General features: G+C 71.2%; 20 protein-coding genes. 10 read left to right on the top strand and 10 right to left on the bottom strand.

Annotated features, from left to right (window positions below):
- Genes V5F49_RS21865 through V5F49_RS21855 form a run of 3 tightly spaced genes read left to right on the top strand, consistent with a single transcriptional unit; the run spans position 1 to position 2,797 of the window.
- A complete protein-coding gene (locus V5F49_RS21865) occupies positions 1 to 1,032 on the top strand; it encodes an ABC transporter substrate-binding protein (RefSeq protein ID WP_394115365.1) in 1,032 nt (343 codons plus the stop codon).
- On the top strand, positions 1,032 to 2,024 hold the full coding sequence (locus V5F49_RS21860; RefSeq protein ID WP_394115364.1) for a FecCD family ABC transporter permease: 993 nt from the start codon (positions 1,032 to 1,034) through the stop codon (positions 2,022 to 2,024). The genes V5F49_RS21865 and V5F49_RS21860 overlap by 1 nt, the downstream gene beginning before the upstream one ends.
- Positions 2,021 to 2,797 carry an ABC transporter ATP-binding protein gene (locus V5F49_RS21855; RefSeq protein WP_394115363.1) on the top strand — a complete coding sequence of 259 codons (777 nt, stop codon included), beginning with the start codon at positions 2,021 to 2,023 and terminating at the stop codon, positions 2,795 to 2,797. The genes V5F49_RS21860 and V5F49_RS21855 overlap by 4 nt, the downstream gene beginning before the upstream one ends.
- Positions 2,798 to 3,233: 436 nt before the next feature.
- Here the strand turns inward: V5F49_RS21855 and V5F49_RS21850 are convergent, their stop codons facing one another.
- On the bottom strand, positions 3,234 to 4,832 hold the full coding sequence (locus tag V5F49_RS21850; RefSeq protein ID WP_394115362.1) for a copper resistance CopC/CopD family protein: 1,599 nt from the start codon (positions 4,830 to 4,832) through the stop codon (positions 3,234 to 3,236).
- A gap of 869 nt (positions 4,833 to 5,701) precedes the next feature.
- Between V5F49_RS21850 and zigA the strand changes: the two genes are divergently transcribed.
- The 3 genes from zigA to V5F49_RS21835 all read left to right on the top strand — a co-directional run bounded on the left by zigA (position 5,702) and on the right by V5F49_RS21835 (position 9,180).
- On the top strand, positions 5,702 to 6,916 hold the full coding sequence (gene zigA / locus V5F49_RS21845; protein ID WP_394115361.1) for a zinc metallochaperone GTPase ZigA: 1,215 nt from the start codon (positions 5,702 to 5,704) through the stop codon (positions 6,914 to 6,916).
- A gap of 165 nt (positions 6,917 to 7,081) precedes the next feature.
- Entirely contained in the window at positions 7,082 to 8,035 is a 954-nt protein-coding gene (gene dusA, locus V5F49_RS21840) for a tRNA dihydrouridine(20/20a) synthase DusA (RefSeq protein ID WP_509210721.1), read from the top strand.
- Between the two features lie 308 nt (positions 8,036 to 8,343).
- Positions 8,344 to 9,180 carry a sulfite exporter TauE/SafE family protein gene (locus V5F49_RS21835; protein WP_394115359.1) on the top strand — a complete coding sequence of 279 codons (837 nt, stop codon included), beginning with the start codon at positions 8,344 to 8,346 and terminating at the stop codon, positions 9,178 to 9,180.
- A 25-nt stretch (positions 9,181 to 9,205) separates the two neighbouring features.
- Here V5F49_RS21835 and V5F49_RS21830 read toward each other — a convergent pair whose 3' ends face one another.
- Complete coding sequence (locus V5F49_RS21830; RefSeq protein ID WP_394115358.1) at positions 9,206 to 9,856, bottom strand: hypothetical protein; 651 nt, start codon at positions 9,854 to 9,856, stop codon at positions 9,206 to 9,208.
- Positions 9,857 to 10,062: 206 nt separating this feature from the next.
- Between V5F49_RS21830 and V5F49_RS21825 the strand changes: the two genes are divergently transcribed.
- Positions 10,063 to 10,962, top strand: coding sequence for an ATP-binding protein (locus tag V5F49_RS21825; protein ID WP_394115357.1), 900 nt, complete (start codon positions 10,063 to 10,065; stop codon positions 10,960 to 10,962).
- Positions 10,963 to 11,049: 87 nt separating this feature from the next.
- Here V5F49_RS21825 and V5F49_RS21820 read toward each other — a convergent pair whose 3' ends face one another.
- From V5F49_RS21820 to V5F49_RS21810, 3 genes are all read right to left on the bottom strand, one after another.
- Positions 11,050 to 12,729, bottom strand: a complete 1,680-nt coding sequence (locus V5F49_RS21820; protein WP_394115356.1) for an SPOR domain-containing protein — start codon at positions 12,727 to 12,729, stop codon at positions 11,050 to 11,052.
- A gap of 153 nt (positions 12,730 to 12,882) precedes the next feature.
- Positions 12,883 to 14,643: an arginine--tRNA ligase gene (gene argS / locus V5F49_RS21815; protein WP_394115355.1), complete on the bottom strand. Its 1,761-nt coding sequence runs from the start codon at positions 14,641 to 14,643 to the stop codon at positions 12,883 to 12,885.
- A gap of 34 nt (positions 14,644 to 14,677) precedes the next feature.
- A complete protein-coding gene (locus V5F49_RS21810) occupies positions 14,678 to 15,883 on the bottom strand; it encodes a deoxyguanosinetriphosphate triphosphohydrolase (RefSeq protein WP_394115354.1) in 1,206 nt (401 codons plus the stop codon).
- Between the two features lie 125 nt (positions 15,884 to 16,008).
- Between V5F49_RS21810 and V5F49_RS21805 the strand changes: the two genes are divergently transcribed.
- A complete protein-coding gene (locus V5F49_RS21805; RefSeq protein WP_394115353.1) occupies positions 16,009 to 16,359 on the top strand; it encodes a HesB/IscA family protein in 351 nt (116 codons plus the stop codon).
- Positions 16,360 to 16,508: 149 nt separating this feature from the next.
- Here the strand turns inward: V5F49_RS21805 and V5F49_RS21800 are convergent, their stop codons facing one another.
- Together V5F49_RS21800 and V5F49_RS21795 are read right to left on the bottom strand one after the other, a co-directional pair.
- Positions 16,509 to 17,675, bottom strand: coding sequence for an alginate O-acetyltransferase AlgX-related protein (locus tag V5F49_RS21800; protein ID WP_394115352.1), 1,167 nt, complete (start codon positions 17,673 to 17,675; stop codon positions 16,509 to 16,511).
- A 14-nt stretch (positions 17,676 to 17,689) separates the two neighbouring features.
- Positions 17,690 to 19,096, bottom strand: coding sequence for an MBOAT family O-acyltransferase (locus V5F49_RS21795; RefSeq protein WP_394115351.1), 1,407 nt, complete (start codon positions 19,094 to 19,096; stop codon positions 17,690 to 17,692).
- Positions 19,097 to 19,280: 184 nt separating this feature from the next.
- Between V5F49_RS21795 and xth the strand changes: the two genes are divergently transcribed.
- Both xth and V5F49_RS21785 read left to right on the top strand, forming a co-directional pair.
- Positions 19,281 to 20,069 (top strand): exodeoxyribonuclease III, encoded by a 789-nt coding sequence (gene xth, locus V5F49_RS21790; RefSeq protein ID WP_394115350.1) that lies wholly within the window; start codon positions 19,281 to 19,283, stop codon positions 20,067 to 20,069.
- 4 nt (positions 20,070 to 20,073) lie between these two features.
- Positions 20,074 to 20,493 (top strand): GFA family protein, encoded by a 420-nt coding sequence (locus V5F49_RS21785; protein WP_394115349.1) that lies wholly within the window; start codon positions 20,074 to 20,076, stop codon positions 20,491 to 20,493.
- 316 nt (positions 20,494 to 20,809) lie between these two features.
- On the opposite strand, the gene V5F49_RS21780 is transcribed toward V5F49_RS21785, so the two are convergent.
- The 3 genes from V5F49_RS21780 to V5F49_RS21770 all read right to left on the bottom strand — a co-directional run bounded on the left by V5F49_RS21780 (position 20,810) and on the right by V5F49_RS21770 (position 25,717).
- Positions 20,810 to 21,730: a tetratricopeptide repeat protein gene (locus tag V5F49_RS21780; protein ID WP_394115348.1), complete on the bottom strand. Its 921-nt coding sequence runs from the start codon at positions 21,728 to 21,730 to the stop codon at positions 20,810 to 20,812.
- Positions 21,731 to 22,151: 421 nt separating this feature from the next.
- Positions 22,152 to 24,947, bottom strand: a complete 2,796-nt coding sequence (locus V5F49_RS21775; protein ID WP_394115347.1) for a valine--tRNA ligase — start codon at positions 24,945 to 24,947, stop codon at positions 22,152 to 22,154.
- Between the two features lie 260 nt (positions 24,948 to 25,207).
- Complete coding sequence (locus V5F49_RS21770) at positions 25,208 to 25,717, bottom strand: PopZ family protein (RefSeq protein WP_394115346.1); 510 nt, start codon at positions 25,715 to 25,717, stop codon at positions 25,208 to 25,210.
- Between the last annotated feature and the right edge of the window lie 314 nt (positions 25,718 to 26,031).

Below are 26,031 nucleotides of genomic sequence, written 5' to 3'. Positions count from 1 at the left end.
ATGCTGAGGCGGATCGCGGCGGGGCTGGTGCTGCTGGCGCTTCAGGTGCCAGCGGCGGCGCGGGCGCAGCAGCCGGCGCCCCCCGAGAAGACTGCGCCCGCCGCGAGCCTGCCTGCCTCTGCGCTGCCCTCCCCTGCCCCACGCCGCGTCGCCTCGCTCAACCTGTGCGCCGACGAGCTGCTGCTGCGCCTCGCCGGGCCGGAGCGCGTGGTCTCGGTCACCTTCCTCGCACAGGATTCCCGTGCCTCCAACGTGGCGGATCTCGCCCGCGGTGTTCCGGTCAACCGGGGCCTCGCCGAGGAGATCGTGCCGCTGGCGCCCGACCTCGTGGTGGTCGGCGCCTTCACCACCCGCGCCACCACCGCCATGCTGCACCGCCTCGGCTTCGAGGTGATGGAGCTCGCCGCCCCCGGCACCCTCGCGGAAGCCTATGCGCAGATCCGCACGGTCGCCGCGCGCCTCGGCGTGCCGGAGCGGGGCGAGGCCATGGTGCGGCAGATGGAGACGGCATTCGCACGGCTGCCGCCGGCAGACACGGCGCGGCCGACCGCGGTGGTGTTGCGGCCCAACGGCTTCACCACGGCCGGAGGCTCGCTCGCCGACGACCTGATGGAGAAGGCGGGCCTGATCAACCTCGCCGCCTCCCTCTCCACCGACAAGATGGGCCAGCTCGCGCTGGAGGAGATCGTGCGGGCGCAGCCGGACTTTCTGGTGGTGAATGCCGAGGACGACGCCCCGCCCTCCCTCGCCGAGGCGCTGCTGCGTCATCCGGCGCTGGCGCCGTTCGCGGCTGGGGGGCGGACCATCTCCCTGCCCCTGCGGCTATGGACCTGCGCCGGCCCCGAGCTCGCCGAGGCGGCAGCGCGCCTTGCCGCTGCCCGCGCCCGCCTGCCCGGCGTTCCGGCAGCGGCCCGGCCGCCGCTGGTCCACGCCGCGGCGGAGCCCGGCGACGGTGTGGCTCGATCCAGCGTGACCGGCAACGCCCTGCCGCACGCGGGCCCCCCTGCCCGTGCGGCGGAGCGCGTGCGCTGATGGGCGCGCGGATGCTGGTTCCGGGCGGCCTCGGCCTGCTGGTGGTGGTGCTGTTCTGCGCCTCCATCGCGGTGGGCTATGCGCCGCTCGATCTGCGCGCCGCCTTCGGTGACCTTGTGGCTGGCCGGCCGAGCCTGTCGGCGCTGGTGCTGGCGGAGCTGCGCCTGCCGCGCGCCATCCTCGGCGCGGCGGTGGGATTCAGCCTCGGCATCACGGGCGCGGCGCTGCAGGGGCTGATGCGCAATCCGCTGGCGGATCCCGGCGTGGTGGGTGTCTCCGGCGCCGCGGCGCTGGGGGCGGTGCTGACGTTCTATTTCGGGGTATCAGCCACCTTCGCCTTGGCCCTGCCTCTGGGCGGGCTCGCTGGCGCGGCGGCGGCGACGGCGGTGCTGCTGGCGCTGGCGGCGCGCGGCGCTGGCACGGTGGTGCTGATCCTCGCCGGCGTCGCCCTGTCGAGCCTTGCCGGCGCGCTCACGGCGCTGGCGCTCAATCTTGCGCCCAGCCCCTATGCGGCGCTGGAGCTGGTGTTCTGGCTCATGGGCTCGCTCTCCGACCGCAGCCTCGACCATGTGGCGCTGGCGCTGCCCTTCATGGCGGCGGGCTGGCTGCTGGTGCTGCGCACCGGTCCCGCGCTCGACGCGCTGACTTTGGGCGAGGAGGCCGCCACCAGCCTCGGCTTCCCGCTGCGCCGGGTGCGCCTGCTGGTCATCGGCGGCACGGCGGCGGCGGTGGGCGCGAGCGTGGCCGTGGCGGGCGCCATCGGCTTCGTGGGCCTCGTGGTGCCGCATCTGGTGCGGCCGCTGGTGGGCCACCGCCCGGGCCGCCTGCTGCTGGCCTCGGGCCTTGCCGGCGCGGCGCTCACGCTCGGCGCGGACATCGTGGTGCGCCTCATCCCGACCCGGCCGGAGCTGAAGCTCGGCGTGGTGACGGCGCTCATCGGCGCGCCCTTCTTCCTCTTCCTCCTCGCCCGGCTGAAGGGGACGGAGGCATGATGCTCGCCGCCCGCTCCATCACGGTCACCCGCGGCGCGGCGCAGCTCGTGCGCGATCTCCATTTGGCGGTCCCCGCCGGAACTTTCCTCGGCCTGCTGGGGCCCAACGGCGCCGGCAAGACCAGCCTGCTGCGGGTGCTGGCAGGCCTCGAGACGCCGGCGTCGGGAAGTGTCACCTACGGCGGGCGCACCGTGGCGGAGATCGGCCGTCGCGCCTTGGGGCGCACGGTCGCCTACCTGCCGCAGGACGGGCGCATCCACTGGCCGCTGCCGGTGGCGGAGGTGGTGGCGCTCGGCCGCCTGCCCCACGGCGCCGCGACGGTGGACGATGCCGTCCGCCGCGCCATGGCCGCCGCCGAGGTGAGCCATCTCGCCCAGCGCCCCGCGGGAACCCTCTCGGGCGGCGAGCGGGCGCGGGTGCTGCTGGCGCGGGCGCTGGCGGTTGAGGCGCCGATCCTGCTCGCCGACGAGCCATCGGCGGCCCTCGATCCGCTGCACCAGCTGGAGGTGATGACCCTGCTGCGCGAGACCGCCCGGCGCGGCGCGGTGGTGGTGGCGGTGCTGCATGACCTGACGCTCGCCGCCCGCTTCTGCGATCGCCTGGCGCTGATGAAGGATGGTCGCCTCCTGGCCGAGGGCGCCCCCGCCGAGGTCTTGACGCCCGCGCGGGTCGCCGCGGCCTTCGGGGTGGATGCGGTGCAGCTTGAGCATGCGGGCGAGACGGTGGTTCTCCCCTGGGCCCGTCGCGTCGGGGATGCCGGCGCGGGCGCGTAGCCCGGGACGCTCGCTCGCGCGCGGCGTCATCAGGGAGCGGCGCAGCCGGACGCTGTCGGGGAGAAACGGCCCGCGCGCTCCTGCTGGCCCCTGGACCGCTGGACGGTGGCCGCCATTCCACGGCGTGCGCCGGCATCGCCGACAGGACAGCCGCGTGCCCCGCCGCGTCGCTTGGCCTTCACGTTGCCCATCGGCATGTTTCCGAAGCTGTGGCACCCACGGGAACCGGCTTGCTCCATCGCCGCCTGACCCCTCGCCATGCGCGGATCCTCGCCGTCGCGGCCGGACTGGCCGGTCCCGACGACCACAGGCTCGGCGCGCCCTCCGATCGGAGCGTCACCAGCATCCGCCGCCAGCCAGCCACCTGGTCCTCCTCGCGCCGGTGGCGGTGCTGCCGTGAGCGAGGGGGCGCCCGGGCGTCCGCGCCGGCAGTCCCTCAGGGGCGGATCTCGACCACCCCTTCAAGTGTCCGGGGCTGCGCCTCCGGCTCGAGAATGTCGATGCGGACCACCCATCGGCCGGCGCGTGGAAGGCGCAGCCCCTCGACGCGCCAGGTGCCATCGCCGGGCTTCGACGCGGAGTAGCTCTGCGGCCCGACCCCCGCCACGGGATTGGACAGGACGAGCGTGACGGCGCGCGCGTCCAGCGGCTCGAAATTGCCGGTCAGGATGCCCATCAAGGCGCTGGAGACCCCGACCCGGCCGGGGACAATCGACAGGTCCACCATCGCGGCCTGCGTGTGCATGTGCACCGTCGCGGGCTCGGCTGCCGCTTCCGCCAACGCGCGCGGCGGCGGCGTGAAGCGCCAGAGGGCCGCCACGGCGAAGATCGCGAGGATGAGCCCGAGCTCGGCGGCGATGGAGCGGCGCAGGCGCGCGACGGCCACCGGCTCGAGACGCTCCGCCGGCGCCGTCAGCCACCAGCGGTTGGCCAGCGCCAGCGCGAGCAAGGCGAACAGCAGGGCCAGCTTGACGATGAGCACCGCGCCATAGGCGGTGTCCCGGAGGGCGTCCAGGCGGCCCAGCTGGATCGCGGCCAGCACGAGGCCGGCGGCCAGCAGCGGCAGCACCGCGAAGGGGGCGGCGTGCGAGAACCTGCGCAGGCACACCGCCGCTTCGGGCGTTCGTGCGCGCAGGGCGAGGGAGAGCGGGACGAGCGCACCGGACCAGAAGGCGATGCCGATGGCGTGCGCGAACACGGCGGGCCGCGTCAGCCAGCGCGGCTCGGCGGTGCTGGCATGGCCGCTGGCGGTGAGGGCGTATCCGGCAGCGACCAGCGCCGCCAGCGAGAGCACCCGCCGGGCAGCCCCGCGCAGCATCAGCGAGGCAAGCCCCAAAGCCAGCGCCCCGGCCGCGACGAGAACGGTGGTGCCGTAGCTGGTGTCGAAGCCGGTGCGCCACACCAGCGGCACGTTCAGGCTGCCGAGGCCGGCGCCCAGCGCATCCAGCCCCTGGAAGCCGACGGAAGGCGCCAAGGCCGCGAGCGCGAGCATCATGAGCCCGGCGCTGATCCCGTCCGCGCGCCGCGACCCGCCGCCGATCCAGCCGGCGAACACTGCCCCGCCCACGCCCATGAACAGGCCGGCATAGAGGAGGAGGCGGGCACTCCAGATGGCGCCCCGCACGGGCCAGTCGATCAGGTCCACGGCGGCCGGCGTCACCCCCGGTGTCGGCTCTCCGATGGAGAACAGGACGCTGCCGGCGACGGGATGGCCGTCCTGCGAGATCACGCGCCATGTCAGCACATGGGAGCCCGTCCCCAGGCCCGCCGGGACCGGCACCCGCAGGATCGCCGCTTCACCTGCGGCGGGCGCGAGGGTGACGAACGAGCCGTCCGGCGCGACGAGGCGCAGCACCAAAGGCGAGACCGGCTCGCTGAAGGTGAGCACGAGCGCTTCCGGTGCGCGGGCCAGCATGGCGCCATCGGCCGGCTCAGCCCGCAGGAGCGAGGCATGGGCGAACGCGCTGCCGGCGGCCAATGCAAGGCCGGCCGAGACCAGCGCCGCCAGCAAGATCGACCTGATCCATCTGTCCACGATCTGAAACCCTGACAATTCGATGCCCATCGCCGGCGTAACGCCTTTCCGGCGGCGGCCGGAGGTCGGAAACGGGCGGCGCTGTACGTAATGAGATCCCGGTCGCCGTCAGCCGTGAACGAGGGGCCCCCCGCCCACTCCTGCAGTCCGGGGATGCTGCCATCGTGCATATCGCGGCCCATTCCCCCGGCGTTGCCCCGCGCGCCCACGACGGGGCGACACGCGGCGGACATGCGGGATGATCCCTCGCACACCGGCCTCCCGTTGGGCACGCGCGCGGCGAGGAAAGGTCAGGCGAGGACGGGTGGCGCCCGGGCGAGGCCCGGAGAGCGTCCGTGTGCCATGGCGGGCAAGGCGAACGCTGCGCGGCCCACTGGCCCTCCCGGCGCAACCCGGAAGGGAACAGCGTTCCACTCCGCGGGCGGCGGGATGAATGCCGGCGCGAACATGGCACATCCAGGCAGGCAGCACGTCGAAGAGGCCTCGTGCCCGGCGCCGTCGCCGACCGGCGCGGGCGTGCCCGCCCCGGACAGGCAGATGCCCGCCTCAAGGCCCGCCTGCCCCGAGGGCGCCGCATGCGCACCGAGCGCCAGGCCCGCCAGCAGCAGCTGCACGACCATCACATAGGACAGGCCCCCGGCGATCCATGTTGTCCAAGAGCGGCGCGGGGCTGCCACGATGATGGTTCCTCAAGCCTCGATCTATCGCCAGCATGCCACGGCCGGGACAGCGCCGTAAGGGCGCGGCCGCGCTCAATCCTGTCCATCGGAGGCCGGGAAAGGGGTTGGCAAGACGGCGTCAGCGGGATAGTGATATATTATATCATTTATTGTTCCGGGCCCGCCGCCCTCATCTCCGGGAGGTCATCCATGCGCGAGGGCAGGCTGCCCGTCACCGTCCTGTCGGGCTTCCTCGGCTCGGGCAAGACCACGCTGCTCAACCACATCCTCTCCAACCGCGAGGGGTTGAAGGTGGCGGTCATCGTCAACGACATGAGCGAGGTGAACATCGACGCCGAGCTGGTGCGGGCCGGGGATGCCAACCTCTCCCACACCCGGGAAAAGCTGGTGGAGATGACCAACGGCTGCATCTGCTGCACCCTGCGCGACGACCTGCTCACCGAGGTGCGGCGCCTCGCCGCCGACGGGCGGTTCGATTACCTGCTGATCGAATCCACCGGCATCGCCGAGCCGCTGCCGGTCGCCGCCACCTTCGACTTCCGCGACGAGGCGGGGCAATCCCTTTCCGACGTCGCGCGGCTCGACACCATGGTGACCGTGGTGGACGCCGCCAACCTCATGACGGATTTCGGCTCCCGCGATTTCCTGCGTGACCGTGGCGAGACCGCCGGGGAGGAAGACAACCGCACCCTGGTGGACCTCCTCACCGACCAGATCGAGTTCGCCGACGTGGTGGTGCTCAACAAGATCTCTGCCGTCGACGCTGAACGGCGCGCCATGGTCCGCGGAGTGATCAAGGCGCTCAATCCCGATGCCCGCCTCATCGAGACGGACCGTTCCCGCGTGGCGCTCGCCGACGTGCTTGGCACCGGCCGGTTCGATTTCGAGAAGGCCAGCAGCCACCCGCTCTGGTTCAAGGAGCTGAACGGCTTCAGGGACCATGTGCCGGAGACCGAGGAATATGGCGTGGCGAGCTTCGTCTATCGTGCCCGCCGGCCGTTCCACCCCGAGCGGTTCAACGCTTTCCTGACGCGGACATGGCCCGGGCTGGTGCGCGCCAAGGGCCTGTTCTGGCTGGCGACACGGCCGGGCCGCGTGGGCGAGATGAGCCTTGCCGGCGCCATCTGCCAGACCGGCGCCATCGGCCGCTGGTGGGCCAGCGTGCCGAAACAGCACTGGCCCACCGCGCCGGACTGGCGCTCCTGGCTGCGCTCCCACTGGGTGCCGGGCTATGGGGACCGTCGGCAGGAGCTGGTGTTCATCGGCATCGGCATGGATGAGGCCGCCATGCGCGCGGAGCTCGATGCGTGCCTCGTCGGCCTCGCAGATCCCGGACGCTTCGACCCCGTGAAGCTGAAGGACCTGCCCGATCCATTTCCGATCTGGGAGGCCGCGCCAGCCTGAGGGCGCGCACCGCGCCGGGAACGCGGCACGTTGGATGACGGCGCACCAGGGGCATGAAGAATGCGGCGGGTCGTGGCATAAGGGAGCGAGCACACCCGGCGGGGCGAAGGTCTGAAGTTACGGAAAATGGTGGATTCTCAAGCATTTACATTCTCCATCGCGCCCATGATGGATTGGACCGACCGCCATTGCCGCGCCTTTCACCGCACGCTGACGCGCCGGGCGCTACTCTACACCGAGATGGTGACGGCGCCGGCCATCCTGCATGGAGACCGGGAGCGGCTGCTGGGCTTCGGCGCCCAGGAGCACCCCGTGGCGGTGCAGCTGGGCGGCAGCGACCCGGCCCAGCTGGCGCAGGCGGCGCGCATCTGCGCGGACTATGGCTATGACGAGATCAACCTGAACGTCGGCTGCCCCTCGGACCGGGTGCAGGGCGGAAATTTCGGCGCCTGCCTGATGCGCGAGCCGGAGCTGGTTGCCGACTGCGTGGCGGCCATGAAGGCGGTGGTCTCCGTTCCGGTCACCGTCAAGTGCCGCATCGGGGTGGACGAGCAGGACCCCGTGGTCGCGCTCGATGCGCTGGCCGATGCCGTGGTGGCAGCAGGGGTGGACGGGCTCATCGTCCACGCCCGCAAGGCCTGGCTGAAGGGCCTGTCGCCACGGGAGAACCGCGACATCCCTCCGCTCGACTATGACCGTGTCCGGCGGCTGAAGGCGCGCCTGCCCGCCGTGCCGGTGGCGCTGAACGGCGGCATCACGTCACTGGCGCAGGGCATCGCGGAAACGCCGGGGCTCGACGGCCTGATGCTCGGCCGCGCCGCGTATCAGGACCCCGGCCTCCTGCTGGACGTGGACCCGGTGATCTACGGAACGCCAGCGCCACATGCCGATGCCTTCGCGGCGGTGGAGGCGTTCGAGCCCTATATCGCCCGGCATCTGGAAGGCGGTGGCCGGCTCTCCGACATCACCCGCCACATGCTGGGGCTGTTTCCCGGCATGAAGGGCGCGCGGGTGTTCCGCCGCCGCCTGTCCACGGAAGCCATCGTGCCCGGCGCGGGGCTGGAGGTGCTGCGCGGGGCAGTGGACGAAGTGCGCCGCCGCCAGCCCCTCGCCGCCTGATCCGGCGCACCGGCAGGCCGGACCACCCGGCACAGGCAGGCTACCCCTGACGGCCGCCCGGATCGTCCCGCCGGGGTCGGCGGCGCGAGACGCTCGACGCGTGGTCGGTGCGGCGCTCGCGGGCGAATCATGCCCCGTGTCCGGGGCCGGAACGAGCGCCCCTTCCAGCGCCAAAGCTGGCTCCGATCGCCGGCCACGCCACAGCCTGCACGGCGCACAAAGCGCGATCGGGCCGCATGGGACGGTTCGGCTGGACAGGCCGGCGCTTCCGCTGCAATCGTCGCCTCCCCTCCGTCAGGATCTTCCCCATGCTCGGCTCCATCCCTGCCTCCGAGATCGCGCTGCTGGTCGTCGCCATGCTTGCGGGAGGCGTGCTGACGGGCCTGCTCGCCGGCCTGTTCGGCGTCGGTGGCGGCGGGGTCATCGTGCCGGTGCTCTACGAGGTGTTCGGCGCCCTCGGGGTGGAGGACACCCTGCGCATGAAGCTGTGCGTCGGCACCTCGCTCGCCATCATCATTCCCACCGCCCTCGCCTCCCACCGGGCGCATGCGGCCAAGGGCGCGGTGCTGCCGGGCGTGGTGAAGACGTGGCGGATACCGGCGGTGGCAGGCATCATCACCGGCAGCGCCATCGCCGCGTTCGCCGCGGGCTGGGTGCTGCAGGCGGTGTTCGTCACCATCATCTCGCTGCTGGGCATCAAGAGCCTGATCGGCCGCAACGACATCCGCCTCGCCGATCACCTGCCGGGAGCGGCGGCGATGCGCGGCTACGGCTTCTTCATCGGCCTCGCCTCGTCGCTGGTGGGCATCTCGGGCGGTGGCATCGCCACCAACATCCTGCTGCTGTACGGCGTGCCGATCCATGCGGCTGTCGCCACCTCGGCCGGCATCGGCGTGGTGATCCCCATTCCCGGCGTCATCGGCTACGCCATCGCCGGCTGGCCGCACCTGCCAGACCTGCCGCCGCTCTCGGTGGGCTACGTCTCGCTCATCGGCATCGCCTGCATCGCGCCAGTGGCGGCGCTGGTGGCGCCGGTCGGCGCGCGGCTCGCGCACCGGCTCAGCCGGCGCAAGCTGGAGATCGCGTTCGGGGTGTTCCTGCTGCTGGTGGCGTCCCGCTTCGTGGTCGCCATCGTCCACGGCTAGCGCGCTTCGCGGCGGCGCGGGCGGCTCACCAGCGCTGGCTGAAGCCGGCCGTGATGCTGCGGGTGAGCGAGGAGCCGCTCTCCGCCACGGAGGTGGTGACGTTGATGTTGCCCAGCACCTTCTGCTGCGCGCTCAGGGTCGGCGCGAGGGTGGGCGCATCAGCGGTGGCGCGCGCGCCGAGGGAGAAGGTGGTCCCCGTCTCCGCCAGCTTCAGGCTGAGCGACTTGTCGGTCTCCCACGCCTGCGTTGTCGCATTGACCTTGTAGGTGTCGGCCAGCGTCGCATCGAGCCCCTCGCCGAGCGAGACGGTTCGCGAGAAGGTGGTGCCGACCTTGCTGTGGGCGTCGGTGGGGTCGATGGTGAGGTTCAGCGTGCTCTTCTGCCAGAGCATCCACGCCGGCAGCTCGGGCAGCGCGAACTTGGCGTAAGCCGTGCCGCCGAGATCGCTGGCGCCGGCGGCGACGGTGGGCACCGCGCTCGAGGCCGCGCGGGAGAGATCCATGCCGAACACGGCGCCAAGATCGTCGAGCGCGCTCGAATAGTTGTAGCTTGTGGTCCCGTCGGCGTTCAGCGTGCGCTTCGCCTCGACCTTGCCATCGGCAAGGGCGGGGCCGGCCGCGAGCGCGACGGTCAAGGGGGCGAGCAGGGCCGCAAGGCGGCGGGGCATGGCGGGCATGGGCTTCCGGGGCAGATGAAAGGGGCCGCGCTGACGCGACGGTTTCCATCCACCATCGGTGCGGTGAAGTTAAGGCAGCCCTCCCTCGTCCCCCGCTGACGCGCTGCCAACCATGCGCCCGCTGCATGGCTCACCCCCGCTGCGGGCGCGCCGATGCCTTGCCGCAGGCGGGCCGGCGTCCTAATCCCGGCGCCGGGAGGATGACAATGACAGAACAGCCGGATCCCGCTCTCGCCGCCGCCGCGACGCTCGACGTGCTCGCGCGCATCGCCGATGCGCTGGAGCGCCTCGCCCCGCGCTCGGTGCCGAAGCCCGATTTCGACGCCGCCGACGCCTTCGTCTGGCACACCGACCCGCCCCGCTTCGAGCCGGTGCCGCGCGTCAACCGGGTGGAGATGGACCTGTTGCAGGGCATCGACCGGGTGCGCGACCAGCTCACCGAGAATACCGCCCGCTTCGCCCGCGGCCTGCCGGCCAACAACGCCCTGCTGTGGGGCGCGCGCGGCATGGGCAAGAGCTCGCTGGTGAAGGCGGCCCACGCCAGCATCAACCGCGCGCTCCCCGCCGATGCGCCCGGGCGCCTCAAGCTGGTGGAGATCCACCGCGAGGACATCGAGACCCTGCCGGCGCTGATGGGGCTGGTGCGCGGCTCGGCCCACCGCTTCATCGTCTTCTGCGACGACCTCTCCTTCGATTCCGACGACACCTCCTACAAGTCGCTGAAGGCGGTGCTGGAAGGCGGGATCGAGGGACGGCCGGACAACGTGATCTTCTACGCCACCTCCAACCGCCGCCACCTGCTGCCGCGCGACATGATGGACAACGAGCGCTCCACCGCCATCAACCCCGGCGAGGCGGTTGAGGAGAAGGTGTCGCTTTCGGACCGGTTCGGCCTGTGGCTCGGCTTCCACAAGTGCAGCCAGGACGAATACCTCGCCATGGTCGCCGCCTATGTGGCCCATCACGGCCTGCCCGTGACCGAGGAAGAATGGCGGCCACAGGCGCTGGAATGGGCGACCACGCGCGGCTCGCGCTCCGGCCGCACGGCTTTCCAGTTCGTGCAGGATCTCGCCGGCCGGCTCGGGGTCGCCCTCACCGGCGCCTGACGCGTGGGGCGGTATCCGCCCGTCCAACGAAAAAGGCCGCCCCAGGGGCGGCCTTTTGCATGATGGCCCCGCCTCGGCGGGGACCGATCAGTTCTTGTTCACCACGCAGTCGCCGCCCTGGGCGCGGAGCGACTGGCACAGCTCGTTGGCCTGCTCGCGGGTGGCGAAGGGGCCCACCTGGGCGCGGTAGTAGATGCCCTTGTCGCCCAGATCCGCCTTCTTCACCGTCGCGCGGTAGTTGCCGAGCAGGTTGGGATACTTGGTCTGCAGCGCGCGCCAGGAGCCCATGGCATCGGCCTCCGAGCGCTGGGAGGCGACCTGGACCACATAGGCGCCGGCCGCCGTCGGCGCCGGGTTGGTGGAGGCGGTCTGGCCCGGGGCGGTGGCGGGGACGGTGGTCACCGGGTTCGGCTCGGGCAGGCCCGCCGGGAGCGGGTTCTGGTTCACGGCATAGGCCGACACGGCCGAGGTGGGAATGCCCTGAGCGACGCTGCCATCGGCGCGCACGGTCAGGGTCCGCACCTTCTTCGGCTCGGTGAGGTTCTGGGCCTGCGGCGCGGTCGGGTCGATGCCCGGCGGCGGGGCTGCGGGGCGGGCGGCGGAGGTCACGTCCACCGGCTGCTCCTCGCGCGTGACCATGCGCTCGCCGCCGGCGTTGGCGCCGACGCGGTCGTAGATCATCTTCTGCGAGCCCTCCGGCGCGGCCGGGGTGGGCGAGGTGGTCTTGGCCGGAGAGGAATCGGCCTTGATCACCGGCGGCGTGCCGGCGGCGGTAATGCCGCCCTTGCCCACCGCCATGTTGTAGGCGAACACGCCGGCGACGCCCGCCACCACCAGTCCGACGGCCGAGGCACCAAGCAGCAGCGCCAGCCGGCCCTTCCGGCGGCGCGGCTCCGCCTCGTACATCTCGTCGCCGTGGGGCGGCATGTAGCCGTCGTCGGCATATTCGGGATCGTAGGTGTCGTCGTAATCGTCGTAGTCGTCGTCCCGCCGCTCGGCCGAATAGGCGTATGCCGCCTCGTCCTCGTCGGACCGCCGGCCGGCGGTGCCGGCGCGCGGCTGGGCATAGCCGTGCTGGCCCTGCTGCGCGGCGTAGGGATCGGCCCGGCGCGGCGCGGGGGCGTCGTCGTAATAATCGTCCTCGTCGTCCTGTGCCGGAGGTGCAGGCGGCGGGGCCGGCCGTTCGCGGGCAAGCGAGCCGTAGCCCTGCCGCACCGCCGGCTGCACCGGAGCTGCGGCAACCTGCGGCTGGGGCGCGCGGGCGGCTGCCGGCACCGGAGCATAGGAAGCCGGCGCGCGCTGCGGGGCGTAAGGCGCGGGCGCGTCGTAATCCTCGTCGTCGTCCTCGTCCACGTAGCGGCTGGCGGGTGCGGGCGCCTGGGGCGCCGGCGCATAGCGCGGCGGCTCGACGCGGCGCGGCGCTTCCGCCCGGACGGGGGCGGGAGCCGGAGCGGCGACGCGCTGGGGCGCGGCGGCCCACTCGCCGGCGTCGTCCTCCTCCTCGTCGTCGTCGTAATAACCGGACGGCTGCGCCTGATAGGACGGCGCCTGCGGCTGCGGCGCGCGCAGCGGCTCGCTGCGTTCGGCGCGCGCGGGCGGCGCATAGCGCTGGGCGGTGGCCGAGCGGCGCGGATCGGCCGCCTGGGGGGCCTGGTTGCGGTCCAGGCCGGAGAAGTCGTCGAACGGGTCGTCCTGGCCGATCAGCCGGGCGAGCTCGGCGAGAGGGTCGCCATCGGAGGCGGCCGTCGAGGCGGAACGTCCGCGCATGGCGCCCTCCGCGGCACCTTCGTCACGCCGGTAGCGGAACCTGCTGTCGTCGACCATAACGCCTCGATGTGTTGTCGTCGGTCCCGTGGACCTGAAGCCTGCGGTGCCGGCCGGGAGGCCCGACCGCCGTCTCCGCGACCACGGGACAAGCGATCATTGCATCTCGTCTACGGCCTCCACCCCCAGCACCCTGAGACCTGAGGCGAGCACCGTGGCCACGCCATGGACCAGAGCCAAGCGAGCCGAGGTCAACTCTCGATCATTCTCGATAATGAAGCGTAAATGTGGCAGGTCCTTCCCCCGGTTCCACTGACCATGGAACTCGCTGGCAAGTTCATGCAGGAAGAAGGCGACGCGGTGCGGCTCACGCGCGCTCGCCGCCTGCTCCACCAGCCGCGGCCAGCCCGCGAGGCGGCGCAGCAGAACGGTTTCCCCCTCGTCGTCCAGCCGGGCCAGTGGCGCATCCGCGAAGGCGGCCGGGGCCTCCGGAAGGTCGGGGAACTGCTCGGCCGCGTTGCGCAGGATCGACTTGGCCCGGGCGTGCGCATACTGGACGTAATAGACCGGATTGTCCCGCGACTGGTCGATCACCTTGGCGAGGTCGAAGTCGAGCGGTGCGTCGTTCTTGCGGAACAGCATCATGAACCGCACCGAATCGCGGCCCACCTCGTCCACCACGTCCCGGAGGGTCACGAACGAGCCCGCGCGCTTGGACATGCGCACGGGCTCGCCGTTGCGGAACAGGCGCACCAGCTGGATCAGCTCCACATCAAGGCTTGCACGACCGCCGGATACCGCCTTCACCGCCGCCTGCATGCGCTTGACGTAGCCGCCGTGGTCGGCGCCCCACACGTCGATCATCTTGAGGAAGCCGCGGTCCACCTTGTCCTTGTGGTAGGCGATATCGCCGGCAAAGTAGGTGTAGCTGCCGTCCGACTTCTTCAGCGGCCGGTCCACGTCGTCGCCGAAGTCGGTGGAGCGGAACAGGGTCTGCTCCCGGTCCTCCCAATCCTCGATGGGCGCGCCCTTGGGCGGCGGCAGCCGGCCCTCATAGACCTCGCCGGACGCGCGCAGCGCCTCGATGGTCGCGCCCACCTGGTCCACCGGCCCGGCGGAGAGGGAGCGCTCGGAGAAGAACACGTCGAACTCGATGCCAAGGGCGGTGAGGTCGTCGCGGATCATCACCATCATGGCGCCGATGGCGAAGGACCGGAAAATCGGCAGCCACTCGCTTTCGGCGGCGTCCATGTACTCGCCGCCGTGCATCTCGGCGAGCTCGCGGCCCACCGGGACGAGGTAGTCGCCGGGATAGAGGCCGTCCGGGATCTCGGCAGGCACGCCCGTCACCGCCTCGCGGTAGCGCAGGTAGGCCGAGCGGCCGAGCACGTCCACCTGGGCGCCGGCGTCGTTGATGTAATATTCCTTGGTCACCGCGAAGCCGGCGAAATCAAGCAGGCGCGCCATGGCGTCGCCGAACACAGCGCCGCGGCAGTGGCCCACGTGCATCGGCCCGGTGGGGTTCGCCGAGACGTATTCCACGTTCACCTTCTCGCCCGCCCCGAGGGTGGAGCGGCCGAACTCCAGCCCTGCCCGCAGCACCGACGCGAGGACCGCGGGCCAGAAGGCGCGATCAAGCCCGATGTTGATGAAGCCGGGCCCGGCCACGTCCACCTTCGCCACGCCCTCGACCGCCTTGAGCCGGCCGGCGATGCGCTCGGCGAGGTCGCGCGGCTTCATGCCGGCGTCCTTGGCCAGCACCATGGCGGCGTTGGTGGCGAGATCGCCGTGGCTGGCGTCGCGCGGCGGCTCCACGACGACGCGGGACAGGTCGAGGCCGGAGGCGACGAGCCCCTCGGCGGCGAGGGCGGCGACAGCTTCGCGCACGTGATCGGCGAAGATCGCGTAGACGTTCATGATGGGGTCCGATCGGGTTTGACTTGCCGGGCGCCTAACGCAAGTCCGGCGTCGAGTCAAAGAAGCGGGCGTGCTGGTCGAGCGCGTAGCGGTCGGTCATTCCCGCGATGTAGTCGGTGACGCGCCGGGCCAGGCGCTCGGCGTCGAGGGTATCCAGATCCTCGTGCCAGGAGGGTGGCATGTCCTTCGGGTGGGCGATGAAATGGCCGAACAGGTCGCGCAGCACCTGCTGCGCGTCGGCCATCACCCGGTTCACCCGCTCGTGCCGGTACATGCGGGGGAAGAGGAAGCCCTTCACCGCCTTCTCCTTGTCGCGCATCTGCGGGGAGAAGGCGACAATGGGATGGTCCAGCGCCCGCACCTCCTGCGCCGAGCCGACGCCCGCCGCCTGCGCCCTGCGACCGGTCTCCTCCACCACGTCCTCGATGAGACGGGTGATGACCCGCCGGAACACCTCGTTCACCGTGCGCCCGGTGCCGAGGCCGGGATAGAGCGCGCGCACCTCGCCGATGGCCTCGCCCACCAGCGGGATGCCGGCGAGGTCGTCCAGCGTGAACATGCCGGCGCGCAGGCCGTCGTCGAAATCGTGCACGTCATAGGCGATGTCGTCGGAGATGGCGGCCACCTGCGCCTCGGCCGAGGCGTGGCTCCACAATTCCAGATCCTGCTGCTCGGTATGCACCTTGATGGCGTGGGGCAGGCCGCCGGCATAGCGGCCGATGCCGCGCCCCTCCCGGTCGGTGAGCGGGCCGTTGTGCTTGGCGATGCCCTCCAGCGTCTCCCACGTCAGGTTCAGCCCGTCGAACAGCGCGTAGCGGCGCTCGATGCGGGTGACGACCCGCAGCGACTGGGCATTGTGGTCGAACCCGCCCTGCCCCGCCATGCAGGCATCGAGCGCCCGCTCGCCCGCGTGGGCGAAGGGGGGATGGCCGAGATCGTGCGCCAGCGCCAGCGCCTCGGCCAGATCCTCGTCGAGACCCAGCGCGCGGGCGATGGAGCGGGCTACCTGCACCACCTCCAGCGTATGGGTGAGGCGGGTGCGGTAATGGTCGCCCTCGTTGAAGACGAACACCTGCGTCTTGTGCTTCAGCCGGCGGAAGGCGGTGGAATGGATGATGCGGTCGCAATCGCGGCGGAACGGGCTGCGCGGCGGCATCTCGGTTTCGGGCACCAGGCGGCCGCGCACGTGCTGCCCGTCACTCGCCCAGGCCACGCGGGCGCACGCTCCGCTCACCGCCATCTGCGTCCCCCTCCCCCGGCCCGCCCGGCGTGGGGCGGGCGATTTTGCTGCACCGCCCTTTAACTCGGGAGCGGATGCTCTTACCTTAAGGGCCATTGCCAGCTTCAATTCGTAAAGTCGATACCATGGACACCAGCATCACCCCGGCCGAGGCCGACTTCAGCGTCACCGACGCCGCTGCGCGTCGCATCGGGCAGATCCTCTCCGCCGAGCCCGCGGGCTCGTTCCTGCGCCTGAGCGTGGAAGGCGGCGGCTGCTCCGGCTTCTCCTACAAGTATGACGTGACGCAGGAGCAGGGCGACGACGATCTCGTGATCGAGAAGGAAGGCGCCAAGATCGTCGTGGACCGCATCTCCATCGACTACATCAAGGGCTCCCAGCTCGACTACAAGGCCGACCTGATGGGCTCCGCCTTCAAGATCACCAACCCGCTCGCTACGGCGAAGTGCGGCTGCGGATCCAGCTTCGCCGTCTGAGCCGGCCCTCGGGCGCAGCCGCGCGCGACTTGACCAGAACTCGCGGCTGCGGATCCAGCTTCGCCGTCTGAGCCGGGCTCACGGCGCAGCCGTTCGCGACTTGACCAGAACTCGCGGCTGCGGATCCAGCTTCGCCGTCTGAGCCGGGCTCACGGCGCAACGTTCAGCGGGACCGCCCGCGGCCACGGCCGCGGCAGTCCCGCCGGCCAGTCCGTGCCGTAGCACGGGAAGAAGCGCTCCGCCCGGGCGATGATCAGCAGGTCGGGCGCGAACGCCTTCACGTCGTTGAAATTGAAGTCGCACGAGCCGGTCAGGCGGGCGGAGACGTGCATCCAGCCCACCACGCTCACGTCGGCATTGAAGAACAGCCGCGGCCAGACCACGGCCGTGAACGAATCCCCCATGATCAGCACGCGCGCGCCGGTGGGCCGGAACTCCCGCGCCACCGAGCGGAACGCCACCGCCTCGTTGTGATGCACCAGAGCGGGGTCGGCCCTGAAGCGCGCGCCGTCATCGGGCAGGTTCAGGCGGAAGTTCTCCTCCTTCACCTCCGGCGGCACGCGCATGTTGCGCAATAGATCGCCGCGCGGCGCCGGCATGGCCGGTCCCACCACCTGCGCGGGGTCCACCTGCCAGGAGGGATGCCCCGCCGCCGTCATCACCGCGTTGAAGGCGAGAACACTGGTGCGGGTATTCCAGTGGGTATCAGTGAGCATGTAGCGCGGCCGCGGCGCGCCGCGCAGAAGCGTGCGCAGGTCCACCGCGGTCACCCCCTCGGCGCGCAGGCCCTCCAGCATCAGCTGGTATTCGGTGACGGGATAGTTCAGCGCATCCGACCAGCCGGGCAGCGCTTCCAGCTCCACCGACTGGGCATTGGGCGGCAGAGCGACGACGATGCGCGTGCCCTTCGGCGCCAGCACCCGCTGCATCTCCCCCACCATCGTCACGAAGCGCGCCACATTGGCCCGCCGCACCAGCGCACCAGCGGATTGCTGCGGCGTCTGCTCGCGACCCCAGAACAGGTGTCCGTCGCGCCCGGCATAGAATGGCCGGCTGTCCGGCGAGGCCAGCGCCTCGCGCAGCTGGCGCCGCAGGGTCGGCAGGGTGGCGCGGAAGCCGAAATTGTCCTGCATGTAGGTGCCGGCATTGCGGAACCACAGCTCCGCCCGCCGGCTCAGGCTGGCATCGGCGGGGATGTCGGAGCGCCATCCGCCCCGGCCCAGCGGGTCGGGGATGATGTTGGACACGAGCAGGAAGCCGAACAGGCCGGCGACCAGAAGGCCGAGATAGCGCCGGTGGCGGGAGAGCATGGGCATGGCGTCGCTCCCCCTCAGAACCGGTAATAGAGGAAGGGGGTGGCCGTGGTGCCGCCCACCCAGGCGACGCTCGCCAGCATGAGGGCAGCGATCAGCGCGAAATCCCCCGCCGCCGCCAGCCGCCCCTGCCCCGCCAGCAGCTTCCAGCGCGGCCAGCGCACGAAGCCGATGAGCGCGCCGGCCACCAGCGCGGCGATGGCCAGCGGCGTCAGGCCGAAGCCCAGCGCCATGGAGGCGCGGCTGATCCCATGCACGCCGGCGAGCCCCGCAAACATGTCCAGCGCCCCGGCGAAGCTGTCGGCCCGGAACCACACCCAGCCGAGCATCACCACCAGCACAGTATAGAGCTGCGCCACCACCCCCGGCAGGCGCCGCAGCCAGCGGCCGAGGAAGGCCCGCTCGATAATCAGGAAGGCGCCGTGGTGCGCGCCCCAGATGACGAAGTTCCAGCTGGCGCCATGCCACAGGCCGCACAGCAGGAACACGACCGAGAGGTTCACATAGGTGCGCATCTCGCCCCGCCGGTTGCCGCCGAGGGGGATGTAGAGATAGTCGCGCAGGAAGGCGGACAGGCTCATGTGCCAGCGCCGCCAGAAGTCGGTGATGGAGCGCGCCGTGTAGGGCACACGGAAGTTACGCGGCAGCACGAAGCCGACCATCACGCCCAGCCCCACCGCCATGGTGGAATAGCCGGCGAAGTCGAAATAGATCTGCACGGTATAGGCGTAGAGGCCGAGCCAGGCCTCGACGAGGGTGGGGTTGGTGGTGGTGTCGAACACCCCGTCCACCAGCCGCGCCACCTCGTCGGCGATCAGCACCTTCCAGGCGAGGCCGATGACGAACAGCCGCGCCCCGGCCGAGAACCGCCCCAGCGTGACCCGCCGCTGCGACAGCTGCCGCGCCACCGTCGCGTAACGCACGATGGGCCCGGCCACCAGCTGCGGGAACATGCACATGTAGAGCGCGAACTGCGCCGGATCGCGATTGGCGTGGACCTTCCGCTTGTAGATGTCGGCGAGATACGAGATCGCGTGGAAGGAATAGAAGGAGATGCCGAGCGGCAGCGAGATGCGCGGCTCCGGCAGGGCAACCCCCAAAGGCTCCACGAGCGCGTTCAGGTTCTCGATCAGGAAGCCGGTGTACTTGAAGACGCCCAGCAGCAGCAGGTTGAAGGTGACGCCCACCACCAGCAGCCGCTGGCGCCCTGCCCCCTCGCGGGCATCGATGGCGCGGGCGATGAGGAAATTCACCGCAACCGAGACCAGCAGGATGGCGATGTGCGGCGTGTAGCCCGCAGCGTAGAAGACCAGCGAGAAGGCAAGAAAGATGTAGTTCCGCGTCGTGATCGTCTTCGCGGAGAAATAGGAAACCAGGAACAGGGGAAAGAAGTAGAACAGAAACTCGATGGACGCGAACGTCATACCACTCTGCCGCCGCTGAGGGACAAGGGTCGTTCCTGCCATTCTTTTCCGTGGGCCGCAAGTTTGGCCCGCCGCGGCAACCACCCTGGCGCTGCGGCACGCCATTGCCTCCCGCGCCGCGCGGGCTATCCTTCGCCCCGCCGGGCGCCTCCCGCCCGTCCCGCCGCCGCCCCGGAAGGATCCCATGCGCATCGCCACCTGGAACGTCAATTCCATCCGCCAGCGGCTGGACCATGCGGTGCGCTGGCTGGGCGAGACGCGGCCGGACGTGGTCTGCCTGCAGGAGATCAAGTGCCAGACGGAGGCCTTCCCGAAGGAGCCGTTCGAGGCGCTGGGCTATAACGTCACCGTCCATGGGCAGAAGACGTTCAACGGCGTTGCCGTGCTGTCCCGCCTGCCGCTGGAGGACGTGACCCACGGCCTCGCCGGCGATGACGGCGACGTGCAGGCGCGCTTCATCGAGGCGGTGGTGTCGGTGAAGGGCGGCGTGGTGCGCGTCGCCTGCATCTACCTGCCCAACGGCAATCCGCCCGACACCGAGAAATACCCCTACAAGCTCGGCTTCATGGACCGCCTCGCCACATTCGCCGCCGATCGGCTGGCGCTGGAGGAGCCGCTGGTGCTGGCCGGCGACTTCAATGTGATTCCCGAGCCGCGCGATGCTTCCGACCCCGCCGCCTGGACCGGCGATGCCCTGTTCCTGCCGCGCACCCGCGCCGCATTCCGGACGCTGACCAACCTCGGCCTGACCGACGCCATCCGCGCCACCAGCGACGCCGAGCGGCTTTACACCTTCTGGGATTATCAGGCGGGCGCCTGGCAGCGGGACTTCGGCATCCGCATCGATCACCTGCTGCTGTCGCCGCAGGCCTCGGACCGGCTGATCGCCACCGGCATCGACAAGCATGTGCGCGCCTGGGAGAAGCCCTCGGACCATGTGCCGGTCTGGGCCGACTTCTCCATCGCCACCTGACCCGATGGACGAGGCCTCCCCCTCCCCCGCCCTCACGGGCGGCTGCCTGTGCGGGCAGCTGCGCTACCGCATCCGCAACGTGCGCTCGGCCTATTGGTGCCATTGCGGCATGTGCCGGCGCATCTCCGGTTCCGGCGCGCTGCCGTGGGCGAGCGTGGCGCGGGGCGATTTCGAGGTCACGGCAGGCACGCCCTCGGCCTATGGCTCCTCGCCGGGCGTCACGCGGCTGTTCTGCGGGCGGTGCGGCAGCCCGATCCTGTTCGACATGGCGCGGGAGGACGCGGTGGACGTGACCATCGGCACGCTGGACGATCCCGACCGCCTCGTCCCCACCCACCACATCTGGACGCAGAGCGCTCTCGCCATGACGCGGGGCCTCGGCGCGGACCTGCCGCGCCATGCGGCGGAGGTGGAAGAGAGCTGAGCAGAACGCCGGAGGCTGAGGGCGGATGCCGGGAAGTCGCCGCCCCGCTCGCGCGCGGGCGCAGCATCGGAAGGCCGGCCGGAGCGCCAAGGCAGAGGCGGCCGGACCGGAACGGCAGATGGGAGACGCTTGGACACCGGGTGCGGCACGAGCGTGTGCCGGGCGCCGGAGTCGGGGGCTGGAACAACGGCGCCGGTTGGTATGACGGCCGGATCGCGCGCGCCTTGCGCGCCCCCTTTGCGAATCCGGTCGTGGAGAGGCCGGGGCACGGAGCCGAAACGCACCGACCGCATAGCCGGCGCGCGGGCGAAAAATCTCAGCGCTTGGCGGTCTTCAGCCAGACTTCGAGATAGGCCAGCGCCTTCTCGCGCTCATCCGGGGTGGCATCGGCGAAGGCGGCCTCGTGCAGCGCCACCACCCACCGGTCCTCGGGCCGGGTGGCGGCATCGCGCGCCAGCGTCAGCCACATGAGGCCGCGCGCGCCCTGCCGCGGCACACCGTCGTCACCGCGGAACAGCATCTGGCCCAGCACCGCCTGCGCCTCGAACTGCCCCTTCTGGGCCGAGAGGGTAAGCCAGCGCCCGGCGTTGCGCGCATCGCGCGGGCCGCCGACGCCTTCCAGATAGAGCTTGCCCAGCTGGTATTGCGCATCCGCGTCGCCGAAATAGGAGGCGGCGTAGGAATACATGTCCCGCGCGCGGGAGGGGTCGCGTTTCACCCCGGCCGAGGGGATGCCCACCAGATAGTAGGAACCCAGCGCCACGAAGGCATTGGCCACGAAGCGGGACTGCGCCGTGCCGGGGTAGTCCTCGGCGTGGGTGTTGGCGATCTTGGAGAAATATTCGAACGCCTTGGCGTCGTCGCGCTTCACGCCGTCGCCGTCGGCATAGATGCGGCCCAGCTTCCACTGCGCCATGGCGTGGCCCTGCGCCGCTGCATAGCCGAGGGCGTCGATGCCCTTGGCGGTCTGGCCGGCGCGGAGCGCCTGCGCCCCGGTGCGGAAGGCCTCGTCCACCGGCCGCACCGCGGGGGCGAGCGGCACGTTGGCGGGCGGGGTCAGGGGCTGGGTCTCGTAGGGCTGGAGGGTCTGCGCCGTGCCGTCGAACGCATGGGCGAGCGGCGCGGCCACGGAGGCGCCGAGCAGGGCGGCGAACAGCGCCGCCGCACCGGGAAGGATGCGGGCGCGGGGAGCCGTTCTGCGGGCCCGGTCATATGTCCTGAAAGCGCCTGGGATCATGATGGAAGGAAGATGCCGGGAGGCGGCGGCAATATCGGGGCAGTGGAAAGGCCGAGCCGCGGCACCTCCGGGGCATTTCACCCGGCCGCGGCCTGCAGCGCCCCGAGGCGCCGCCCCTTCGATCATGCAACGTCCGTCCATGAGGACCCACCTCAAGCGCGGCGTTCGGAAACACTTTCCGAGCTACGCTCACCGTCGCGCGTTGCCTGCCGTTTCAAAGGGGTTTTGTGGCGGCTTCGCGGCGTGGAGGGGTGGCGCCGGGCCTTGAGGGTCAAAGCCCCGGGAGTGTGTCTTCCCTGTCACATTTTCGGGGGCCGATTCCTGCCCCGCGACCCGTCCGGCACTCGACCGGAGGCGCTGGCCGGGGCGCGGCGTGGCATTGTTGCCACAGGCGCGCCCCGCACCGTATCGCAGGAACCGGTCAGGCCGCCGCGCCGCCGGAAAGCTGGGCGATGGCGGCGCGCACCTTCTCCTTGCGGTTCAGATACTCCTCGCGCTTCTCGCGCTCGGCCTCCACCACCTCTTCCGGGGCGCGGGCGACGAAGCTCTCGTTGCCGAGCTTGGCGTCGATGCGCGCCACCTCCTGGTCGAGCTTGGCCGCCTCCTTGCTGAGGCGGGCCAGCTCGGCGGCGAGGTCCACCACGCCGGCGAGCGGCAGGGCCGCCACCTCGCCGCGCACCACCATCTGCACGGACTCGCCGGGCACCGTGTCCTGAACCGTCACGGCCGAGAGGCGGGCGAGGCGGCGCAGGGCGTCGTCCCAGGCGGCGGCGCGGGCGCGGGTCTCGGCCGAGGGCTCCACCAGCACGAGCGGCACCTGCGCGCCGGCCGGCACGTTCATCTCCGCCCGCACCGAGCGGATGTCGGTGACGAGATCCACCACCCAGCCCACCTCGGCCTCGGCGTCCGGAGCCTCAAGGCCGGCGAGGTCCGGCCAGGGGGCGAGCGCCAGCAGGCTGGTGCGGGCCGGACCGTCCTTGCCGGTCTCGGCCCACAGCTCCTCGGTGAGGAAGGGCATGAAGGGGTGCAGCAGCGCCATGGCCACGTCCAGCACATAGGCGGTGGCGGCGCGGGTCTCGTCCTTGGCGGCGCCGTCCGGGCCGGAGAGCACCGGCTTGGCCAGCTCGAGGTGCCAGTCGCACACCACGTTCCAGAGGAAGCGATAGATGGCGCCGGCCGCCTCGTTGAAGCGATAGGCGAGGATGGCCTCGGAAACCTCGGCGGTGGCGCGGGCGGCCTCGCCGATGATCCAGCGGTTGAGCGTGCCTTCCACCTTGGCGGGGTCGAAGCCCTCCACCCGCACGCAGCCGTTCATCTGGGCGAAGCGCACCGCGTTCCAGAGCTTGGTCGCGAAGTTGCGGTAGCCCTCCACGCGCGAGGTGGCGAGCTTGATGTCCCGCCCCTGCGCCGCCATGGCGGCCAGCGTGAAGCGCAGCGCATCGGCGCCATACTTCTCCACGAGGTCGAGCGGGTCGATGACGTTGCCCTTGGACTTCGACATCTTGGCGCCCTTCTCGTCACGGACGAGGGCGTGGATGTAGACGTCCTTGAACGGCACTTCGCCGTCCATGAAATGCAGGCCCATCATCATCATCCGGGCGACCCAGAAGAAGATGATGTCGAAGCCGGTCACCAGCACGCTGGTGGGATAGAACTTCTTCAGCTCCCCGGTCTCGTCCGGCCAGCCCATGGTCGAGAACGGCCACAGGGCGGAGGAGAACCAGGTGTCCAGCACGTCCTCGTCGCGGGTGAGGAAGCCGGCGCGCTTGTCGGCGTCCTGGATGAGCGCCTCGGCGTCTTCCGGGGAGAGCGTCTCGTTGCCGACGTTGTGGGCGATGGCCTGCTCGAAGGCGCCGTCCTCGTCCTCGGCCACGAACACGTTGCCGAAGGGGTCGTACCAGGCGGGGATCTGGTGGCCCCACCACAGCTGGCGCGAGATGCACCAGGGCTGGATGTTCTCCAGCCACTCGAAATAGGTCTTCTCCCAGTTCTTGGGCACGAAGGTGGTGCGCCCCTCGCGCACGGCGGCCAGCGCCGGCTGGGCGAGGGTCTTGGCGTCCACATACCACTGGTCGGTCAGCCAGGGCTCGATGACCACGTTGGAGCGGTCGCCATGCGGCACCATGTGCGGGTGCGGCTCGATCTTCTCCAGAAGCTCCAGGCCGGTGAGCAGCTCGACGATGTGCTTGCGGGCGGCGAAGCGGTCCATGCCCTTGAGATGCGAGACCACGCCGGCGGCGTCGGGCGCGTCCACATAGGCCTCGGGGCGCTCGGCGTAGTCGTCGAGGATGCCCTGGGCGTCGATGCGCGCCTCGGCGTCGAGCACGTTGATCATGGGCAGGGCATGCCGCCGGCCCACCTCGAAGTCGTTGAAATCGTGCGCCGGGGTGATCTTCACCGCGCCCGAGCCCTTCTCCGGGTCGGAATAGTCATCCGCCACGATCGGAATGCGCCGGCCCACCAGCGGCAGCACCACATGCTTGCCGATGAGGTCGCGATAGCGCTCGTCCTCCGGGTGCACGGCCACGGCGGTGTCGCCCAGCATGGTCTCGGGGCGGGTGGTGGCGACGACGATGAAGCGGTCCTTCTCGCCCTCGATGGGGTAGCGCAGGTGCCAGAGGTTGCCCTTCACCTCCACCTGCATCACCTCGAGGTCCGAGATGGCGGACTGGAACTTGGGGTCCCAGTTCACGAGGCGCTTGTCCTTGTAGATCAGCCCCTCGCGATAGAGCTGCACGAACACCTTCAGGACCGCGCGCGACAGCCCCTCGTCCATGGTGAAGCGCTCGCGCGACCAGTCGCAGGACGCGCCGAGCTTCTTCAGCTGGTTGACGATGGTGCCGCCCGACTCGGCCTTCCACGCCCACACCTTCTCCACGAAGGCCACGCGGCCCATGTCGCGGCGGCCGGGCAGCTGTTGCGCGGCGAGCTGGCGCTCCACCACCATCTGCGTGGCGATGCCCGCATGGTCGGTGCCCGGCTGCCACAGCACGTCCTTGCCGCGCATGCGCTCGAAGCGGGCGAGCACATCCTGCAGCGTGTTGTTCAGCGCGTGCCCCATGTGGAGCGAGCCGGTGACGTTGGGCGGCGGGATGACGATGGAGAAGCCTTCCGCGTCCTTGCGCTCGGGACGGCCGCAGCGGAACGCGCCGGCATCCTCCCACTGGGCGGCGATGCGCTCTTCCACGGCGGCGGGATCGAAGACTTTTTCCAGCATGGGACTGAGACTCCGCGGACGGGCAGGCCTGAGGCGGCGCCACGCGCCGGCCGGGCCCGCGTCCGCAACGGACGGGACGTGTCTGCGGGGGTTTAAGCCGCGCGGCGGGGGCGGCGTCAATATGCGGCCGGCGGTGACGACGCGCGGGACGGGCCAGCCGGCGTTCCGCAGCGGCGGACAGCCGTGCCGAGAATCAAAAAGGCGGCCGACATGGGACGGCCGCCCTTTCCACGCGCGCGGCGCTGCGAGCGCCCGGGCGATCAGCGCGGCCGGCGGGCCACGCGCTCGATCTCGGCCCGGACCAGCTTCTCGACGATGGTCGCGAGATTGTGGTCCAGCCAGTCCTTGAGCATGGGCCGCAGGATCTCCTTCACGAGATCCTCCACCGTGCGCTCCTTCTGGGGCAGCACCAGATCGCCGAGCGACTGGAAGGCCGCCGCCACCACAGCGTCCACGTTGGGCGAAAGCAGGTCGCGCCGGGCGGCGCCATTGGCGCGGAACAGAGCCTCCACGGCTTCCGCGTCCGCCTCGGCCTGCTCCTCCACCTCGGGCGGCAGGGGGCGGCGGCGCGGGGCGGGCGCCTCCATGCGGGGCTGCGGCGCGCGGGGGTCCGCGGCACGCGGCTCGGGGCCACGGGCCGCAGGGGCGCGCTCGGCCGGGTCGAAATCGACGCCGGGCTCGGTGGCCCCGGGGGCGGGACGCAGGGCACGCGGCGCCGGCTGCGGCGCAGAGGCGAAGGATTCGCGGCGGGGCTGGAGACGCTCGTTCATGTCATCATGCTCCCGGTCGTCGTGATCGGACCCGGCCGGGACAGGACGGGGGCGTGCGCCCTCCGGCGCAGGACGGGCGGGACGGGGCGCCGCAGCGCGGGGCGCGCCATCAGGCCGGCCGGCCGGCTCGGCCGCCTCGAAAGCGGGAGGCGCCGGCTCGGCCGGGCGCCGTGGCGCGGGGGCGCGCTGCGGCGGTTCGGCGGGACGCTGCGGGGCGGGCTGATCGTCATCAGCCATGATGCGGCGGATGGACGCCAGGATCTCTTCCATTGACGGCTCTTGCACCTTGGGGATCGCTGCCATGTCCGACCTCG

The organism is Xanthobacter lutulentifluminis, assembly GCF_043194675.2.
GTDB lineage: Bacteria > Pseudomonadota > Alphaproteobacteria > Rhizobiales > Xanthobacteraceae > Xanthobacter.
The sequence above is the reverse complement of the archived record's forward strand: the minus strand, read 5'-3'. Positions and strand labels throughout refer to the sequence as shown.

Excerpts from the sequence above, each read along its gene's own strand:
- V5F49_RS21865 (WP_394115365.1), top strand. The coding sequence starts at position 1 with ATGCTGAGGCGGATCGCGGCGGGGCTGGTGCTGCTGGCGCTTCAGGTG.
- V5F49_RS21860 (WP_394115364.1), top strand. The coding sequence starts at position 1,032 with ATGGGCGCGCGGATGCTGGTTCCGGGCGGCCTCGGCCTGCTGGTGGTG.
- V5F49_RS21855 (WP_394115363.1), top strand. The coding sequence starts at position 2,021 with ATGATGCTCGCCGCCCGCTCCATCACGGTCACCCGCGGCGCGGCGCAG.
- zigA (WP_394115361.1), top strand. The coding sequence starts at position 5,702 with ATGCGCGAGGGCAGGCTGCCCGTCACCGTCCTGTCGGGCTTCCTCGGC.
- dusA (WP_509210721.1), top strand. The coding sequence starts at position 7,082 with ATGATGGATTGGACCGACCGCCATTGCCGCGCCTTTCACCGCACGCTG.
- V5F49_RS21835 (WP_394115359.1), top strand. The coding sequence starts at position 8,344 with ATGCTCGGCTCCATCCCTGCCTCCGAGATCGCGCTGCTGGTCGTCGCC.
- V5F49_RS21830 (WP_394115358.1), bottom strand. The coding sequence starts at position 9,856 with ATGCCCGCCATGCCCCGCCGCCTTGCGGCCCTGCTCGCCCCCTTGACC.
- V5F49_RS21825 (WP_394115357.1), top strand. The coding sequence starts at position 10,063 with ATGACAGAACAGCCGGATCCCGCTCTCGCCGCCGCCGCGACGCTCGAC.
- V5F49_RS21820 (WP_394115356.1), bottom strand. The coding sequence starts at position 12,729 with ATGCGCGGACGTTCCGCCTCGACGGCCGCCTCCGATGGCGACCCTCTC.
- argS (WP_394115355.1), bottom strand. The coding sequence starts at position 14,643 with ATGAACGTCTACGCGATCTTCGCCGATCACGTGCGCGAAGCTGTCGCC.
- V5F49_RS21810 (WP_394115354.1), bottom strand. The coding sequence starts at position 15,883 with ATGGCGGTGAGCGGAGCGTGCGCCCGCGTGGCCTGGGCGAGTGACGGG.
- V5F49_RS21805 (WP_394115353.1), top strand. The coding sequence starts at position 16,009 with ATGGACACCAGCATCACCCCGGCCGAGGCCGACTTCAGCGTCACCGAC.
- V5F49_RS21800 (WP_394115352.1), bottom strand. The coding sequence starts at position 17,675 with ATGCCCATGCTCTCCCGCCACCGGCGCTATCTCGGCCTTCTGGTCGCC.
- V5F49_RS21795 (WP_394115351.1), bottom strand. The coding sequence starts at position 19,096 with ATGACGTTCGCGTCCATCGAGTTTCTGTTCTACTTCTTTCCCCTGTTC.
- xth (WP_394115350.1), top strand. The coding sequence starts at position 19,281 with ATGCGCATCGCCACCTGGAACGTCAATTCCATCCGCCAGCGGCTGGAC.
- V5F49_RS21785 (WP_394115349.1), top strand. The coding sequence starts at position 20,074 with ATGGACGAGGCCTCCCCCTCCCCCGCCCTCACGGGCGGCTGCCTGTGC.
- V5F49_RS21780 (WP_394115348.1), bottom strand. The coding sequence starts at position 21,730 with ATGATCCCAGGCGCTTTCAGGACATATGACCGGGCCCGCAGAACGGCT.
- V5F49_RS21775 (WP_394115347.1), bottom strand. The coding sequence starts at position 24,947 with ATGCTGGAAAAAGTCTTCGATCCCGCCGCCGTGGAAGAGCGCATCGCC.
- V5F49_RS21770 (WP_394115346.1), bottom strand. The coding sequence starts at position 25,717 with ATGAACGAGCGTCTCCAGCCCCGCCGCGAATCCTTCGCCTCTGCGCCG.